Origin of the sequence: Parapedobacter pyrenivorans, assembly GCF_014636865.1 — a bacterium.
GTDB lineage: Bacteria > Bacteroidota > Bacteroidia > Sphingobacteriales > Sphingobacteriaceae > Parapedobacter > Parapedobacter pyrenivorans.
Genome location: NZ_BMER01000001.1, coordinates 944,770 through 963,007 on the forward strand (window position 1 = coordinate 944,770; position 18,238 = coordinate 963,007).

General features: G+C 50.7%; 11 protein-coding genes. 2 read left to right on the forward strand and 9 right to left on the reverse strand.

Features of this window, described 5'->3' with window-relative positions; genetic code table 11:
- Positions 1-2: 2 nt before the first annotated feature.
- A complete protein-coding gene (locus tag IEV98_RS03650; protein WP_188504554.1) occupies positions 3-728 on the forward strand; it encodes a YebC/PmpR family DNA-binding transcriptional regulator in 726 nt (241 codons plus the stop codon).
- Positions 728-1,588, forward strand: a complete 861-nt coding sequence (locus IEV98_RS03655; protein WP_188504555.1) for a hypothetical protein — start codon at positions 728-730, stop codon at positions 1,586-1,588. Before IEV98_RS03650 ends, IEV98_RS03655 begins: the two co-directional genes overlap by 1 nt.
- Here the strand turns inward: IEV98_RS03655 and IEV98_RS03660 are convergent.
- From IEV98_RS03660 to IEV98_RS03705, 9 genes are read right to left on the reverse strand one after another with little or no spacing between them, the layout of a single operon-like run.
- Positions 1,581-2,903: an ATP-binding protein gene (locus IEV98_RS03660; RefSeq protein ID WP_188504556.1), complete on the reverse strand. Its 1,323-nt coding sequence runs from the start codon at positions 2,901-2,903 to the stop codon at positions 1,581-1,583. The genes IEV98_RS03655 and IEV98_RS03660 overlap by 8 nt on opposite strands.
- 28 nt (positions 2,904-2,931) lie before the next feature.
- Entirely contained in the window at positions 2,932-6,147 is a 3,216-nt protein-coding gene (locus IEV98_RS03665; RefSeq protein ID WP_188504557.1) for an eCIS core domain-containing protein, read from the reverse strand.
- Positions 6,148-6,195: 48 nt separating this feature from the next.
- The gene (locus tag IEV98_RS03670) at positions 6,196-8,523 is read right to left on the reverse strand and encodes an eCIS core domain-containing protein (RefSeq protein WP_188504558.1); all 2,328 of its coding nucleotides are present in this window, start codon (positions 8,521-8,523) and stop codon (positions 6,196-6,198) included.
- A complete protein-coding gene (locus IEV98_RS03675) occupies positions 8,520-9,155 on the reverse strand; it encodes a hypothetical protein (RefSeq protein WP_188504559.1) in 636 nt (211 codons plus the stop codon). The genes IEV98_RS03670 and IEV98_RS03675 overlap by 4 nt, the downstream gene beginning before the upstream one ends.
- Positions 9,156-9,164: 9 nt before the next feature.
- Positions 9,165-10,535 carry an eCIS core domain-containing protein gene (locus tag IEV98_RS03680; protein WP_188504560.1) on the reverse strand — a complete coding sequence of 457 codons (1,371 nt, stop codon included), beginning with the start codon at positions 10,533-10,535 and terminating at the stop codon, positions 9,165-9,167.
- Between the two features lie 24 nt (positions 10,536-10,559).
- A complete protein-coding gene (locus tag IEV98_RS03685) occupies positions 10,560-11,447 on the reverse strand; it encodes a hypothetical protein (protein WP_188504561.1) in 888 nt (295 codons plus the stop codon).
- Positions 11,448-11,462: 15 nt separating this feature from the next.
- On the reverse strand, positions 11,463-13,079 hold the full coding sequence (locus IEV98_RS24380; protein ID WP_229738549.1) for an N-acetylmuramidase domain-containing protein: 1,617 nt from the start codon (positions 13,077-13,079) through the stop codon (positions 11,463-11,465).
- Positions 13,080-13,098: 19 nt separating this feature from the next.
- On the reverse strand, positions 13,099-14,592 hold the full coding sequence (locus IEV98_RS03700; protein WP_188504562.1) for a contractile injection system tape measure protein: 1,494 nt from the start codon (positions 14,590-14,592) through the stop codon (positions 13,099-13,101).
- Positions 14,593-14,597: 5 nt separating this feature from the next.
- Entirely contained in the window at positions 14,598-18,236 is a 3,639-nt protein-coding gene (locus IEV98_RS03705; RefSeq protein ID WP_188504563.1) for a hypothetical protein, read from the reverse strand.
- Positions 18,237-18,238 lie beyond the last annotated feature (2 nt).

Consider the following 18,238-nt stretch of genomic DNA (forward strand, 5'->3'; position numbering starts at 1 on the left):
AGATGGGAAGAGCATTTGAATTTAGGAAAGAACGCAAATTCAAGCGATGGGCAAAAATGGCCGTCCAATTCACCCGCTTGGGCAAAGAAATTGCCATCTCAGTGAAGGAAGGGGGGCCTAACCCCGAGGGCAACTCACGTTTGCGAACGGCGATTCAAAATGCGAAGGCTGTAAATATGCCCAAAGACCGCATCGAAGCAGCCATCAAACGGGCTTCGGACAAAGACGCTAAAGGGTATGAGGAACATGTATACGAGGGCTATGGTCCACATGGCGTACCGGTTCTTATCGAAACGGCTACAGACAATACGAATCGTACGGTGGCCAACATCCGTAGTTATTTCAGCAAATCAGGCGGCACATTAGGTAAGACGGGTTCGCTCGACTTCATTTTCCAACGCAAATCGATTTTCCGGTTTACCGTTGCGGATGACGTGGATCTGGAGGAATTGGAACTGGAATTGATCGACGGCGGACTGGAAGAACTCTATGTAGAAGCCGACGAAGAAGGAAACGACGTCGTCGTAGCGCAGACGTCGTTCGAAGATTTTGGCAACATGCAGCGCCTACTCGAAGAAAAGGGTATCGAAGTGAAAAGTGCTCAACTGGAGCGGATCGCCTTATCACATACGGAAGTATCCGAGGAGGGTGCGGGAGATGTACTAAAACTCATCGACAAAATCGAGGAAGACGACGATGTACAGGCTGTATACCATAATATGGGCTGATGACTTTTGAGGAATTTTTCATCAAGAAGAAAATCGATCTGGCGTTATTGCAGCACGCCAAACCGGATCTTTATGAAGAGTTTCACCAGCATTATGCGCAAATGGGCGAAAAGAGCTTCGACCATACCAAAAAATACTGGTTTAATCAGCTCCGTAAAGACTATTTATTGGAAGGGGAAGCAACCCCTACGGCCCCGATTCCGGTTGCAAAACCCACAATAGCAGCGGCAAATGAGCCCGCGGCATCTGTATCCCAAGCGGTGAAGCAGACAGAAATAACTTCAACGAGCCCTTCGGGGTTTAAACCCCGCTTCAAGGCCGCCGCTGTGAAATCGGTGGCGGATTCCGAAACATCATCAGAAACGCAATCCGAAGGAACGCCATCCACAGCAAAACCAATCGGTTTCAAGCCTCGATTTAAGGCTCCCGCGGCCAAAACCACACCGGATCCGACTGTCCCCTCGGAAAAGCCACGCGGGGAAACACCACCATCGGAAGAAACTCCCGCGGCTACGACGACAGCAAAACCAGTCGGATTTACACCCCGTTTCAAACCGGGGGTAACGCCACCTACCAAGGCGGCAACCAGTAGCGATTTGCAGACACCCCCGGCTAAGGCTCCACAACCGGATACCGAACCCGGCAAACCCGTATCCGAGGGAAAACCCCTTGGCTTCAGACCACGCTTTAAAGCCGGTGTGACCAATACGCCAAAACCAAATGCCGAGGGCGAAAAATCTGAAAAGGAGAAGGCGGAACCAGCACCTGAACCTACTCCCGGAACCACGTCCAAGCCGCTGGGCTTCAAGCCCCGCTTTAAAGCAGGAAGCACTCCGCCTAGAAAGGACGATCCTACTTAAATACCCGATCCTCTTTCTCAAATTCGCGCCGTATTCCGGCCAGCAGCTCTTTTTTTTCAATAATCAGATCGCCTTTGGAAAAAGCCTTAAGCGATGCATAGTGCACGGCCTGCACGATTGCCGACCCGCTTAACTCGTACTTCTCAGCGATTTCTTTCAGTTGAATATCCCGCTCAAGGGTACCGCTTGCAGGAAGTATGGTTTGCCACAGTTTGTACCGTTCCGCCGGACTCGGTACGGGGAAGTGGACAACCGCATTGAAGCGCCTCATGAAGGCTTTGTCGATATTATTCTTGAAATTGGAAGCAAGGATGACCAACCCGGGAAAGTCTTCGACCCGTTGCAGCAGATAGGCTACTTCCTGATTGGCATACCGATCGTGCGAACTCTGCACATTGGAGCGCTTGCCGAACAGGGCATCTGCTTCATCAAAAAACAGGATCCAATCACGATTTTCGGCTCTTTGGAAGATTTTTTCGAGGTTCTTTTCGGTCTCGCCGATGTATTTGGACACCACCTGCGAAAGATCGATACGAAAAACATCCCGACCGAACTCTTTGCCGATCAACGTGGCTGTGAGGGTTTTTCCGGTACCCGGAGGGCCATAGAAAAGCACCCGGTAGCCGGGTTTGATCACCCGTCGCAGCTTCCATTGATCAACCAACGTCGTATTGTGCTGGAGCCATGTCCTGATATCATCCAACTGTTCACGTGTTTTCTCGGCAATCACCAAATCTTCCCAATCCAATAACGTGCTTACCGGTTTGGCTGGGAAATCGGGACCGAATACCGGCAGTTGTTCTTTGCCGAGCAACAACTTGGCAAGCCACTCTGGGGCGATAATCAGTCGCCCGCTCATCAGAGGTTCTCCTTCTTTTACTGCTTCAAGGTAGACGACACCTTCTTTGACCAATCGGCTTTCACCCAAGAGTGCCCGCTGAATCTCCAACCGTTCTTCAATGTCGTCCCCGGCGATGATGAACAGCAACGTCTCGCCCGTGGGCAGAAAGCCTCGGTGGTTACCTGCATGCTTCACACCGCCCATTTCTATGATATCGCCACCGTTGGGCAGGAACTCCTGGATAATACGGTCGTAAAAAGCCGGGAGAATATGTGGGCTAAGCGCAATGGCAAGCACTTGCTGCTCCGTGATCGACGCCTCGGCTAATATGCTTGATAACGGGGAATAATCTTCCACGGGAATCAACAGCGGTCCGGGCAGCGAAATCGGCATATCATTGGCCGTGAAATGGTGATTTAACCGGCTGGTCACCAGCGCTTGACAATAGCTTAGCAAATGTTTGATTGACTTCATCAGTTATCGGGGGTTAATACAGGTACGATCATTGTTTCATTGCTTCGTGGAATCGTGGGGAGACAATCTCCAGGTTATCGAAGTTCAACACCTCATCAGCACGATCACCCAAATGTTCTAGCGCTTGTTGATGGTTCAGTTGCAGTTTTGCATTTGCACCACCCCCCATCCTACCGTCTTTCAACGCGAATGGTGCGCGGCCATTCTTCATTTCATCGAGGCTCCTTACCGCACCGCGGTCGCTAAAGAACTTATTGATCACCCCATCAGCATACATCTCTTTCCAGAACTCCTCCCGCAATTTCCTGAATGTGATGTCCTGACTGGCGAACCTAGCTTTTAATCGATCGACCACTTGCTTCGGAGGCATCATGATACTCCCTTCGGTAGCTTGGGAAAGCGTGGAGCCTACCGGCTTTTCCCCATACCATGTCGATACATTGTCTTTCGTGACCGTAGGAAGATGATCTCCCCCGGATAACCTTCCGGGCATATTTCTTAGTTTTTCGGTTTTGTTGAGCCGATCCAGTTCGAACGGAGACACCCCCCTTGATTTGTCGTACGTGAATCGATCAAGACCACTGCGGAGCACGTCAATTTTCTCATCCAGGTCATCTGCATCAACAGCTTTATGAAAATAGGTTTTTAGCTCATCGTAGTTGATGTTAACGTTGTGTGTCTCAGCCTTTCTAAGTATGGCCTCTACCTCATCGATTTGCCGGGTAGAAAGAAAATCCTTATAGCAAGGTGAGGCACATTTTTTAAGTGCTTTAGCCGCTTTCTTGTTGTCAGTAAGCGAATCGAGCATCGGTGCATGTTTCGGATCACGCAGCATTTTCCGCGTTTCTCCGGTCATGTCGCCCAAGTCGTCTATTTTCTTCTCTACTTTACCCAATTTGGATACATCGAGCTTACCTTTTGCAGGTATGTCATCTAATTTTGTTCCGACTTTGGTCACCACTTTCTTCAATGCGGGCAGGGCGTCAAGTACCTTATCCACCTTCCCGATATGCCTTGCTGCCCCGGCCCCGGCCGTGAAATAAGCAATCACGACCTCCAAAACCACCATGCCTACGATTTCACCGAAGAATTTCCATTTCTGGTATGGATTAGGGTTCTTCCAGGCGTTCTCAAAGTCATTGATGATACCTTCTGCAAAACCTTTGATCATATCCCAGATGACCGACCAGCCCTTTTCTTTAATCTGTTTATAGAGTTCGTACGCCTGATTGAGCAACTCTCCCGTAAAGATGCCTTTGATCAGGTCCCAGAGCCCCTTGACGGTGTCCCAAGCGGCTTTGAAGAAGCCAATGACAATGCCTTCCAAGAAGCCTTCTAGACTTCGGGCAAATGCGATTGCCGTATTTTTCCATTCCGGACGCACTCCTACTTGACCCTCGTCTCGTAAATAGTCGATATAAGCTACCGTTGGAAAACGGATTTCGGCGCCAGCATATAATTTGATCGTCTGGTAAATATCTCGTGACTTCGCAAAATCCGGGTCAAAGATATCCTTCCAAGAGCCGGTATTGCCTTCGAAATAGATAGCGGGACTGCCTTCATTCAGTACTGAAAATGCGTGGACAATCGTACGCCTATCATTGCCCGTGGTATACGGATAGTCTTTATAGATCTCCCTTACCAAAGGTTCCAACTTGTCGCCGGTTTGTACGGTATAGGTCAGTAAGGTGACCGCGTCTTTCGTTTTATCCTTGTCGCTTATCCGTTTGACAAATTGTTCCTGTATCCATCCTTCATACTGCTGGTCCCCGATCTGGATCTTGACCCACCCTTCATTATCCGCATTGCCTTTCGCAATGATAATCAGATCTGTTCCTTTAGCAAAGACCGTAGCTGCTATCCCCTCCTTGGCGACATAGTCACAGTCTGCCACATCCGGCGTGGTATGCAGCCTGATCCCTTTGGGCGCACTTACCCGCCCGGGGGTTATTTCGACATCTCCAACATATTCGGTGTCGGCACGGCAAACCTGCTGTTCAGCCGGAATTTCCTCTTCCTCGGCAACGCACCCCTTAAATCGGGGCTTCCAAACGGGTGACAGGTTTTCGTAAAGCACGTCAAACGTAAAATCATCCGTCAACGAAACTGCTATGGCTTGCCCACCGTATAGCTCCTGGGCAATTTCCTGATGATCAACCGATGTATTTAGCAATCGTGCGCGAGGGGGACACTCAGGAATCACTTCAATGTAATCCCAAAGTGCCGAAGGCGGTGCAGTCGGTGTATTGGATGACTTATCCGGCAATGATTCGTCCACTTGCTGCACATAGCTAGCCCTCACCCAAAATAGCTCAGGATTCGTTCGTTGGGGTACTAACAAGCACACGGCTCGCCAATATTTAAACCCGATGTCGCCAACAGCAATCTTTGTCTTGTACGGAATCACGACATTTGAGCCATCGGGGTTCTTCAGCGGTTGCCCCTGGTCTCCATTTCTTATCGGCACACCACCTTGTTGGTAGAGCAGTTCCCCATGCGGATTACTGATATATCCCTCAAACTTAACATTGTATTCCTTACATCGCCCGGACGCACTGATCCCGTTGGGCATTCGTTGGATACTTTTTGGGGCTACGTGCCCGTTTTGCTGTATCACATGTGTCAATTCGTGCGCCAACAACCGTCGGCCAGCATCGGTGTGGGGCTGGTATTGTCCATCACTGAATACCACATGGTTGCCGACGGTGTACGCCAATGCATCGATGGTTTTTGCAGACTGCGATGCCTCCGTGCCGGTATGGACGCGCACATCCGAGAAATCGCGGTTGAAACGCGGCTCGAAGAACTGGCGTTCTTCGGCTGAAAGCGGGTGGCCCTGGAAACCCAAGCCTGCCATATACCGCTCGAAGGCCGGATCAGTTTCTGGCACGTGAACGTCAACCGCTTTCCGGCGCACCTGTTCTTCTTCTTGCTCACATTTCGCGCATTTGCGCTGCACAGCAGGTTGGGTCTGCGGACGTGCTTTACGCTCTTCCTCCTCACATTCCTTACACTTGCGTTGTACCACAACAGGTCTTGGCGAAAAAAAGGACGTATTATTCCCCCGGGGCGGGACCAAACGCATCACCCGCTCGGCCATGGCATCTGCTTCCTGCTCATAGACATCCCCCGGTTGATTGACAGCAAGTTTGGGTTGGAAAAACACAGGATCCCTTGCCTTACTGCCTTTAAGAGAAGCGGCTCCGGGAATTTTAGGGGTGCCATGCTCAGTAGTTTGTTTCATCTGTTCTTATGAATCATGACTTCTGATTTTGCCTTGGTTTATTTGCTACTATCGGTTTGATAAAAATGTATCCCTGAACCCAACAGGGTTATATTCCCAGTGCCACGGCTCATTTTGATAAGGGAACCAACCATATTGTGCTCCATGGATAAATAGCCATTTATGTACCGGTGACTGCCGCATATCTACCACATTCTGCATCGGCGTAGTGGTGGTTTCTGCGTACGTTTCTGAAATCGTACTTTCCCCTTGTGTAATGGTATAGCTCATTCTCAGGTCCATCGCCAATCCGAGCGTATGTGCCGAAAACGAAGCTACTGCCGATGGGTTGCCTGACCGCGCGGCATTGGCTCTTGCTGTTGCCGACGACCGATACGATGAAACGACGATCAATGGGACGCCATCATCCAGCGCTGCCTGCCGCATTAGAAGGAACGATTCCAAGGCATGCTGGTTCAGCCGATGTCCTCGGCCCTGGCTGAAACCACTGGCCGCATCAAAATCAGGAATTGCCCGAAGTTCATTTGCAACGTATTCTCGCAAACCGGTATCCCGCTCGAACTCACCTCGGGTTACAACTGCACTACCACCGGTATTGGCCCTGCGTTCCGGTCTTATTGTGCTTAGCTCCCGCGTCATTTCGCCCGCCATGCCTTCATTTGCACCGCGTGTACCACCTGGATAATCATTTACACCCCAAGAAAAATCACGATAGCGTTCACCCTGGCCGCCGGGCAGTAAATCCAAGGACGATGAGGAAGGGTCGAGGATAAAAATCCTTGTCATGATCTCCAAAAGATCCGCCGCACCCGTTTCGGCGATACGACCTTGCTGGGGGAAAAACAAATCCGCAGCCATTGCCGCATCAACCAACTCAGTAAACCGGGTATCCAATGTCGGATAGCTTGATCTAAATGACAGCAATTGGTGCCTATAGGCTACGGGAAGCATGGAGTGGGGCGATGACAATACCGCCCGCTCTATCAGCGATTCTATCTGAGGCTGCTCCAACCGCATGGTACGCTGCGCCGATCCGTACACAAGGCGGGCATCGGACCAGGCCTGCCGCCTTCCCCGCTCGTCAAACTCACTTTCCGGCATTCCCAAATATCGGCGATAGTCAGACGCAATCCCGCTGTGCATCTCACCCGTATTTCTTTCCAAACGCTGCACGATTATCGTGTTACTCGCTGTGGCCGCCGGTGAGGGTTTGCGCCTTATCTCCGCGTCACCCGTGGTGGAAGGCCGGTATTCACGCCTGGCCACCTCCACACCGAGTTCACTCAACCAGGTATCGGGGCGGATGGCCAGTCTTTCTTCTATCCTAGATGACAGCCGCGCGACTGGACGATCGCGGTTCATCCGCAGTACACTGAAATGCAGGTGGACGCCCATGCCGCGCGGTACGGCACCGGAGTCGCCCGCCGCATCTACCGTGGTGTTGCCCATGGCGCCGACAGCAGTTTGCCGACCCACCGCCTGCCCTTCGGAGACATCGATGCGATCCAAATGAGCATAGTGGCTCGTCAGCGGTTGTGTGCCCGCGACCTCAGTCGCTGGAGGGGTTGCATGGAATATGGAAACCAAATTGCCGTAGCCACTGACGGCGCGGGCAAAAATAACAACACCATCAGCGGGGCAATAGACCAGGGACCCCCGCGGACCCGGCACGTCCATGGCTGCATGTACACGACCACCAAGGTCGCTGCCGGACCGTGATCTGCCCCGTGGGGCAAATGTACGACCCTGCCTACCTTCGTCTACCAAGCTCTCTCTGGGATCTTCCTGTCGCCTTACAGTGTCCGACGATTGCTGTACCACATGTGTCAGTTCGTGCGCCAGTAACCGTCTGCCGTTTTCCGAGTCAGGCTGGTATTGACCTTGATTGAACACGATATTGGTCCCTGTCGTATAGGCCAACGCATCGATACGTTGGGCAGAGTCTACAGCACCCAAATCGGTATGGATACGTACGTCTGAAAAATCACGATTGAACCGGGGTTCGAAAAAACTGCGTTCTTGTACGGATAATGGTGCTCCACGGCCCGGCAAACCCATAACGTATTGTTCGAAATCTGAATCGGCCGCTGGCATACCGCCATTGCTTTCTTTTCGGTGTACGTGTTCCTCTTCGCATTCCTTGCATTTTCGCTGGATCACCACAGGCCTCGGTGCAAAAAAAGGGGGGCTATCGGCCTCCGGAGACGCCATCCGCATCACCCGCTCGGCCACAGCATCCGCTTCCTGCTCATAAACGTCATCGGGTTGGTTTACCGTGAGCTTTGGCTGGAAAAACTGCCGGCCGGTGGTCACATTGCCTCCGGAAGACGTTGTCTTGGCCTGCTTTAACCCGGTATGTTCAATAGATTGCTTCACCGATTCCTTTTAATTAATGAGTCCGATTCATTCACGTAGCGTTGCAGCCGTACATGCTCGCTGAATTTATAATCTGCTTCAATCTGCGTCTTGGTGATTTTTAGTATATCCAAGCTTTCCGGTGTAGGGGATGCTTTTGCCTTTTCCAGTTTTCGTTCCAGATCCTGCGTTGCGCGTATCGCGCGCTGCAGCTCCGCAACGCCCAATACCGCCTTATCCGCTTCGGGTATCTTATTGATGGTTTCCAACGCCCCCTTGTCCTCTCCCAACAGGTACTTTGCCCGTGCGATATCGGCTAACTTATCCGGTGCGTTTACATTTTTTTCTTCCAGCACCTGTATGCTTTGCTCTACCTTGCTTTGTAGCGCCTCGTCATCCGGATGTTTTTCCAGCTCCTTGAGGTTGTTGACCAGGGTCAACCCTTCCTGATTCAGTTGTATCTTGGCAATGGAAGGCCAACCCAGCATCACGATGGGGATGAGAAAAAAGAGCAGTAGCGGTTTGAGCTGCCTTTTGCGGAGCGCAAACAGCACGATCAGAAAAAGCAAGACGATAAAGAGGAGCCCACCAAGTATAAACATGGCAACCTCATGAAGTTGCAGTCCGTCAGTAAGCCGTTCGAAATAAGTCATCCCAATACGCTATTTAATATCATCAATAAATGGCTGGTATGCCGAGACATCCGCTCCGGATTGCAACCGGGAGAAATAGTCGGCAACGATATCGCCTTGCTGTTCTTTGTTGTAGCTTGACAGCGTTTTTCCGGCGGCCCTGGCATCGATAAGCGACTGATCGTTGGTTTTACCGGCGTCGGCATAGTCGTATCCTTCATCGACTTGCGCCCAAATCGCTTTTGGTGCATAGGTCCAGCCTGTGGTTTGATATTGCCACACATGGGTAAGCTCGTGAATGAGCCACCGTGTACTTCGCACCTCATCGGGAAAATAGATCGTATTGCCAATGGTCCGTGCATACCCGCCAACCGATCCAATTTTAGAACGCTCCTCGATCGTTACTTTGCTATAATTAATCGCATTTTTAAACACCCGTTTTGCTTGCCTTATTTCATATTCTGTCAAATCACGGCTGTTGTTCCTGTTCAAGTCCGATTTGGATTTGGTGGTATGGCTATAGAATGCGGAATATGTTGTCAATGTTTGTTGGCTGTAGAGGTATTCTGCATGAATATCGTAAATGGCTTTTGCTAGTTTCTCTGCATTGGTTAATCCTGCGTCAGTCAATGCCTGGGTAATTTCGGCAAGTTGGGCATTCCTATGATGGTTGGCTGCAAACCAAGCCGCATCACCCGACGTAGACTTGACCTCACTTATTTTCCCGTCGGCAATCAACCCTGCCAAGGCGTCGTGCAGTTCCTGCGCTTGCGCCGAATATCCGGCAACAGAAGACGACCCTCCGTCCATGAAGCCACCGGAAAAAACCGCATCACTCTTTTCTTTATAGTAGGCTTTGACGTCGCGCTGTATGGGCATCATCCCATTGCCCCGCTGCTGTACGACATGTGTCAGTTCATGTGCCATCAGCCGCCTGCCTTCCGCTGATTGCGGCTGGTATTGGCCATTGTTGAAAACAATATCGTTTCCGAGGGTATAGGCATGTGCGTGAATCTGATGGGCGGACCGTGCTGCGGCGTCATCCGTATGAATGCGTACGGCGGAGAAATCCGCCTTGAACCGAGGTTCGAAAAAGTTACGTTCTTCGGATGACAGCGGTTTGCCACACCCACCTAGCGTCGAAACGTAGTGTTCGAAATCTTCATTGATCCCTGGAGCCGAGGACTGTGCTGGTTGGCGCTGCACGTGCCGTTCCTCTTCTTCGCATTGCTGGCATTTGCGTTGAATGGTAGCACGCATGATACGATCTGCCACTTGATCGGCTTCCTGCTCATATCGGTCGCCGGGGGCATTGACCTCAAGTTTGGGCTGGAAGAAAGGCCTATTTACCCGTTTAGGGTGGCCTGCAACGCTTTTATCGATATAATTACCTGTACGCATGGCGTTTATTTTTTTGCTTTGATGTCAAGGACCTGTCCAACTGAACGAAGTACTATTGAACCAATAATCCCGAATCCTCACTGTGCCCGATACCCGTTGGTTCCATGTGGCTTCCATCTGAAAGGGTTGAGCTCCCCTGCAAGATTGCATAACCAGACCATCGGTGTCCGAGACGCTCCCATGTCCGGGAATAAACGCGCCGAGCCCGGCGTGCCAATCGTAGGGGTCGTACCATCGATGTGCGACCGACCCGCTGATATTGACGATGTCCTCAATTCGATCCAAGGTGAAGTTACCCGTCGAGCGTATGGTGCTTGTGCCGCTCGCATAGTACAATTCTGTGGTTACACCTCCAGTTAGCTGGGCATCCCAGTAGTCGTCAAAACTGCGGGCATCTCCATGGTGTATCGTATCTGCAATATCCGCTAAGCTATTTTCGAATCGCTCCTGATTCTTTCGTTCTGCATCGGTGACTTCCGAAAAGCCGCGCAACCACTCCACGCCTAACGTCCGGGTTCCCCCGGCCCCTGAAAGAAAATAATCCAGGTTGTCTGCAGCAACATCCGCATCCTCCGCTCTCGCCGATTCGATCATTGACCGATAATTTTGCTCGATTTCATCCAGGCGTTCGGACGGAGGGCAGGTTACCGTTTCTTCATTGAGCCCCTCCTGTGTACTTTCTCCGTCTCTTGACCTGAAAATCGTTTGGGGTTCCGGGCTAAGTGCCGGTGAAAAAAAGTCGATGCCGCTTTGCGGTGCAGGCTCCGCCATCCGCATGATTCGCGCTGCTGTTGCATCGGCTTCTTGCTCATACCGATCGCTGGGATCATTTACGGCCAGCTTGGGCTGGAAAAACGTCCCGTTGTTCGTTTCTCGTGCCTTTTTTTCCGAAGCGACCTTTGAAGAAAACATAGTCTCTAATTAAAATCAACCAACCCTCGCAAAGCCCAACAACTTATCCATCCGGGTCTTTACATAGGAAAATCCGGCTACGTTAGCCGCCTTATTGCCTTCGATGGTGTAAAGGAATCCGTCATTGCAATGGTGGACGATTCCGATATGTCCATTGCCAGAAGCCAGCGACGTGCGCCACCAGCAAACAACATCTCCCGGCTTAGGCTGCTTTTCCGATTCGCCCGTGAAACTCCAGCCCTTGCTTTTCAGCTGGTTGAATACATTGCGTGCGCCTGCCGAGTAGTTAAACGGCATATCGCGGCGGTCGCCACCCACGGCTTGGAGAAAACACCAGCTTACAAAAGCGGCGCACCAAGGGTGTCCGTCTGGTAAACCTGCAGGCTCCATGTATTTCCTGACCCATGGTCCCTTGTTGTTTCCACCGACCTCGCCTGCTCCGGCTTTCAGCTCAGCAATGGCTACCCGGAGCGCGGCTCTTCCCAACAGGCTCTCGCCATGTTCCGTAGGTGGTAGCTTGTCATACGCAATTACCCCGGAAGTCACCCGGGGGCGTGGATTTTCAAAGGCCCACCAAGTTAATTGCCCTACGACACCATCTACGGTCAACGGTTGTTGATGCTTATCTAAGTGTGACCCTTGAAAATCCTTGACTGCTTGTTCGGTCTTGGCATCGAAAATCCCGTTTACGGGCAATGCATAATCCAACTCGTTTAGGATGGATTGCAGCTCGCGGACCAGCTCACCTGTATTTCCTTTTTTTATCAGGCCCCGTGGCATATCGACCATTGCTTCATCCCGAGCTGTCGCGGCATACCGCTGATAGGCCTCTCTTAACTTGCTATCGTACTGATTCGCTGCATATTCCGGCCCGTTATAGCGCTTGGCGAATTCCGTCCATTGTTTATCCCGAAGGTAGCCCACTAGGTTGTTTTTAGCCAGGAACGTACCGAATGCCTCCAATTGTTTCCCCTCGCTTAATTGCATATCGCCCACAAATTCGACAACCGTATCATACCCCAACGTTTCATAGTGATAACCCATGATCTGGAATAACCCCCAGGATGCGGAAGCATAGGCCGCAGCCGCAACTTTGCTATTATTGGGAATCAAGCTAATCGCTTTGTTCAACCGTTCATATTCGGCAGCTCCTCCTTTATAGTACGTTTTTGTCCATTTTTTGTACAGGATATCGGAATTTCCCGAAACGTGTGCGGTAGGATCCACGCCCCGCCTCTCCAGTTCTTTCCAGAACACATGCCCCTCAAACAGGATCTTGGGATTGCCGTCCGCATTGAAACCTCTACCTCGGCTTTCTACTTCATTGACGGCCTTGATGGTGGCTATGTCGACGCCAAGTGAATTGGCCAACGTGCTGATGTCCGACTCCTTCAGGTACTTTTCTTCCATCTTGCTCATATCGATGGGGACACCATTGATGAGTTTTGTCCATGTTTTGGTATAGACAATGCCATCACTCACTAAGCCATGCTTTGTCTGGAATGCGCGGACTGCCTGTTCAGTCGACTCGTCAAATATGCCGTTGATGGCCAATTCATGTCCGTACTCGTTGAGTAGCTCCTGGAGCAGTTCAACGGCATCCCCTCGGCTGTTAATTTTTAACAATTTCATAGCTCATCGTTTTAGTTTATCATGTCCATTCGACATGCAACATGCCATCCATCCAAGGAAGCTTGATGACCCCGATGGACCATGGAAGGCTCGCCAGCAGCACATCGACGCCCTGAGAGCCGACTTGTAGCAACCAACCATCTGCCCGTAACGTCAACTTACCGTCGCGTTGCAAAAAAGTTTCCCGGAGTCCCGCTACGGTAGTATTGCGTAGGACACTCCAATGCGTAATGATAGCATCCAATACTTCTTCGCATTCTTGACGAATCTGCGACGTATATTCCAGTAGTGTTGGATCTACGAACGATGTCGGTTGTAAACCGACAAGTAGCTTGTTCAGTGGCAATTCGTGTTCCTCTACAAGTGGCTCCTCATAAATGAGCTGTTGGAGCAGCACCGTTGCTTTGCCCCTGGCCTCCAGTGTTAATTGCCCATCTTGATTCATGAGATCCGTGCGCTGTAACAACGGAGCGATAAATGGATAGGCGAGGATGAGGCCTGCATTCGTAACATAGTACGTATCAATTACATGATCGGGTTGCCTATTTGCTGTCGCATTTGGCTCCCTGCGCGCCAGGCTATCGGGTATTGGTCTTATTTGCTTGACCGGTGCCGCCGGTGGCTCATCGTGTTCGACACCACCTTGCTGTCGGATGATCGCAGCCCATTCGGGGAAATCTCTTGAAAGCAATGGCAGCAAAGCGGTGATGAAATCAGGAACCAAGAACTGCGGACGCACTTGGCTTTTTGCCGTTGTCAGGAGTTGAGCAATTTGCTGAACGATATCTGTACGCTGGATGGTATCGATCTTTGGCCATACCATCTCGGTCAGCGCAATGGCAAACGATACGTTGGTCGCGGATGGCCGGCAGTAAGCCGCACAATAGGCGCTAACAACAGCCGTTGGCCACACCGCCGATTCCACCCCGGCCTCTTTCAAAAACGACACGTATGCCCAGCCCTCCGGCGGAATATGGCGCACTGAAAGTGCTTCTGCCAACCGAATGATAAATTCAGCTGAACAATAATAAAAGAGGCGCTTCAACACATCGTCAGCCGTCTGCAGTGCCGCGGTCAGCTTATCCAAAAACATTTCGTCCAGTACCAGCCGGCGTTCGTAGTCTGCCGGAACTTCCCGCCGGCTATCCCATGGGTATCTGCCTGTTTGTAGAAACTGGATAAATTCCACATTCCGTTGGCTAGCCAATTGCTTGTCGTCTTTTGGCGAGCCCCTGTGTCGCTGCAGCTCTTCCTTTATCCTGTTGAACACCGTTGCCACGAGCTCGTCTTCCCAACTGGCTTCGTGCAGTATACCGCAGTCTATTGATACGATCGGGATCGTCAATCCATCGGGCAGCTCCGCTTCGAATTCGCCAAATACCTGATCCAATCCCGGTAGGATCCGTTGATAATGGACAGCGGCCAGTCGCTCCTGAATGCCCGGCTTTTGCCCTGGCCGCTCAAATGCGACTTCCAGCGACTGCTGATGGATGATATGGCGGAGCTGTTGCATGGCCGCTATTCCACAATGATTTTCCCCTTGCTTGCTTCTAGCTGTTTACGCAACGCCGTGATGGATTGGGTAAATGTTTTCACCGCACTACCGGAACCATCACCAAATTCAATCTGGTGGGTGATCACCAGCTCCTTGAGCTGATCAAACTCCTTGAGTGGGATACTGGCTGTTGCTTTGGCCGCCTTCCCATTGACGGTCCATTTCGATGTTCCGCCGTCTGATAGTGCCTTCAGCGCAATGTTGACGGCCGTGACCGCACCACGCCTTGTCAGCACCGTGCTGCTATCCGGCACACCGATTACCATTTCGAAGGCTGCTGTACCCAACGTCACCGTTAGCACCGCCAATATTACCTCATCGCCATTGGGATAATGGTAGGCGATGATGGCGCTTTTCATTCCTTCCTTCATCAATTGCGCCGCAGGAATAACCAATGCACCATCCTTCACCACGACCCCTTTCGGCGCGGCTACCAGGTTGATGACACCGGAAGTTTTCACCGGAATAGTCACCGACGCAGCGTCCGAACCTATCGTACGGGTATGATCTTCCCGTATAAAGGTACGGGTACGCTCGGCGGCCCCGCAAATGCTCTCACGTATCGCGTAGGTAATGGCCGACTTGGGGTTGTTGGGTGTCAGTAATTGCGTTACTTCCGATTGATCCGCCGCAATCGGCTTACCGTCCATAAGCCACTGCGTACTGCCTGTGTCGGCGTTGGGCGCGATGGATTTCAGTGTGACATTCCAATTGCCTTCACGCTCGGAATACGTTGCCGCCGAAATTCCAAAATCTGCGTCTGCTTTCTCCTGTACCACAAATTGTGTCGCAGCTACTGCCCCGGATTCTAGTATATAAGCCACCTTAAACGTGCCTGCACCCAACCGAGCCGGAACAATCTTTGGTTCACTTTCTTTATCATTTATGGTTAATTTTCCGCCTTCCGGATTGGTTTTTATTGGATATTCCTTTTTATCGGCAATGCAGAAAACAGTAGGTTCAATGGATACTGTGGGTAAATGCTCGTCAGGTTTGCCTGGTTCCGATGGCTCATCCGGTGATGTAGGGAAAACATAGGCGATAGGTGGGCAGTCGCTTTTGCACACATAGGGCACATAGAAATCGGCGATGACCACTCCGTTGGGCAGTTGGCTGACCTGCTTTTCTTCCTCTTCACGCTTTTTCAGTGCATCCAGGACCTTGGAGGCTGCAGTACCGAGGTTCAATTGTTCAATGAGACTAACTGCATCCGTATATATTTTTCGGTTTGACCCCAGCAGCATGGTGTTTGCGGCTATGGCCTTTGTAGCCGCCGCCGTGGATTTAACAAGCTGGCTACCTTCGATCGGCTGTGCAACTAATCGCAGGTCCCTTTCGGGTATGATAGCCGAATACCGAGCTGCCGGAGGCTGATATACCAATACAAATGTTCCTCCCTTCGGCACCCCCGCCTTATGCTCAAGTCCCTTATGTTTCTCAAAGTATTTAGCGAAAGTGACCGCTTCTTGGTAACGATTGAGCCTTTCGTTGTACTCTTCCCTGATCGCATACAGTTCTTCATTGGCACAGTTAAACAATACATTGTTGTTTTTAGGGGCAAAATATTCTTTTAGCGCCTCGTTTTGCGAATTGGCTGATTCTTTGATGATGCTATTGACCGTTGACTGATAATCCGCCCAGAGTGCATTATACGCATCCACCTTGAAATCAGGCAAATCATGCTCAAAAAGATACCCTAGAATCGCGTTGAGTTGCTGAAGGAACACCAGGAGCAAATCTGGTTTGGGCAGCACGTATTCGAACAACTTTCGATCAGTGACCAGGAACGCGTTGATATCCTTGGCTACGAAATCCATCAGTTTGATTTCCGTATCATCGGTATCCAAATCGACAACTCTGCCGATATAGTTTACTTTTTCACTTACGGGTTGGGTAGTCACTTTCTTTTTTGCGGCGACCTCCTTTTTGATCGACGATACTTTTTTAGAGAACGTGGGTAGGGAAGCTATTTTGCCCACATTGATGGTGTCCGCGACCAGTACATCGCCGATAACGACATCCCGTTTTGGCCGTAGACTGCCCACGTAGGTCAAAATCTGCTCTACCCTGCATAGCAGTCCTGCAATCAGCACGTTATAATTCGACTCCAGGTCCTGAACGTTGCAAGTTACCTCATTACCATTGGTAATGTCTTTCAAATCAACCGCGCTTAATGCTACCACATCAAAAGGTAAATTGAATCTATCCCGCTCGGTTACGATTTCAGCCAATGCCGTGGAATAGCGCTTACCCACATGCCCTTCGATGCGGAACGCATTGAAACGCTCGATATCATAGAGTAGGACATTACCAGTTGTATTACGGATAGGGCTGATGGTGATTCCGGTGCCGCGAGCCATACGGCCGTTTCCTTGCTTGTTGCGTTGAAAATCCCACCATTGGTCGAGGCTTTCGCGCCGGTAATAAAAAGGGATACAACGGTCCGACAATGACTCCTTGCCGATGTAGCTGGGCGTAATCGCTACGAGTTGGTTCTTGGATGGCAATGTGCTATCGAATTCCTCCACCATGTATTTCAGTCGCTGCAACAATTGCGTAACCTCCTCCTTGAGATGCCGTTGCCCATAAAGGTAATGGACGGGCACGAAATATTGCCGGTAATTATCCCAATGGCCGAACTGGGTACTCTCCGAAGCCAATCCGAGTAAGAGATGCAATGGGAAAGCTCCTTCATTGGCACGGCAGCCACCGAAAAAATCTTGTGCCTTGCCTGTAAACTCTCCAAATGCCTTTACCAGATCATCAATGAAGTCATAGAAATATTGGATGTAATGGAAATTGCCGTTCTGATAGCTATGCTTATCCCGGATTACTTTCAGATCCAGCTTCTCAAATGGGTTAGATTCGGGAAGTCCGAGGAGGTGCGCGTAGCGGTCCCAACACCTATTCAGGTTCTGCCCTAGCCTATCGAGTGTATCATTATCCACGATGTCATAAAAGGCCTGGAGCACTTGTTCACCATTTTCCAGGCGATCGCCCACGGGTACACCGTACCGTTTCAGCAGTATGGTGTTGAATACGGATTCGACGCTCCCGTTGAGCAAATCTGAATGAACCAATAGCGGCTTCACCTCGAAATCCAGTCGTCCTCCTTTGTCGTTGCAATCATTCGTATCACAATTTTTCAATCTCACCTGCTTGGCTTCCAGCAATAGCACGACCACATATTCATATGCTTTTAATGTAGAAATCGGCGTTTTAGCTGTTACTTGCGAGTCGGGTGGTAAGAGTTCAAAAATACCTTCCACACCATAATAGGGCAACGACTCCGGTCCATCACCACATCCTGTAATCAAGTTCAATCCGGTGGGAATGTCGGGAGAAATATAGCCGGTATAGTGGGTATACTCCTGCTGACAATGTTCGATAAGGTAGCCTTGCGATGTGATACCGTGACCGCCACTGATTACTATGCCTTCATCCGCAACCGTGATTTCCAATCCGCAAACGATGCCGTTTCCAATAAGCCGGACCCTCGATAAACGGCTCTGCCGATCCAAATAGTTTACGGTGTCGTTCAGGTGGTTATTGGTCAATACCTGATCGGCCTCAAAAATGGGATATGACTCAATCTTGTTCATGG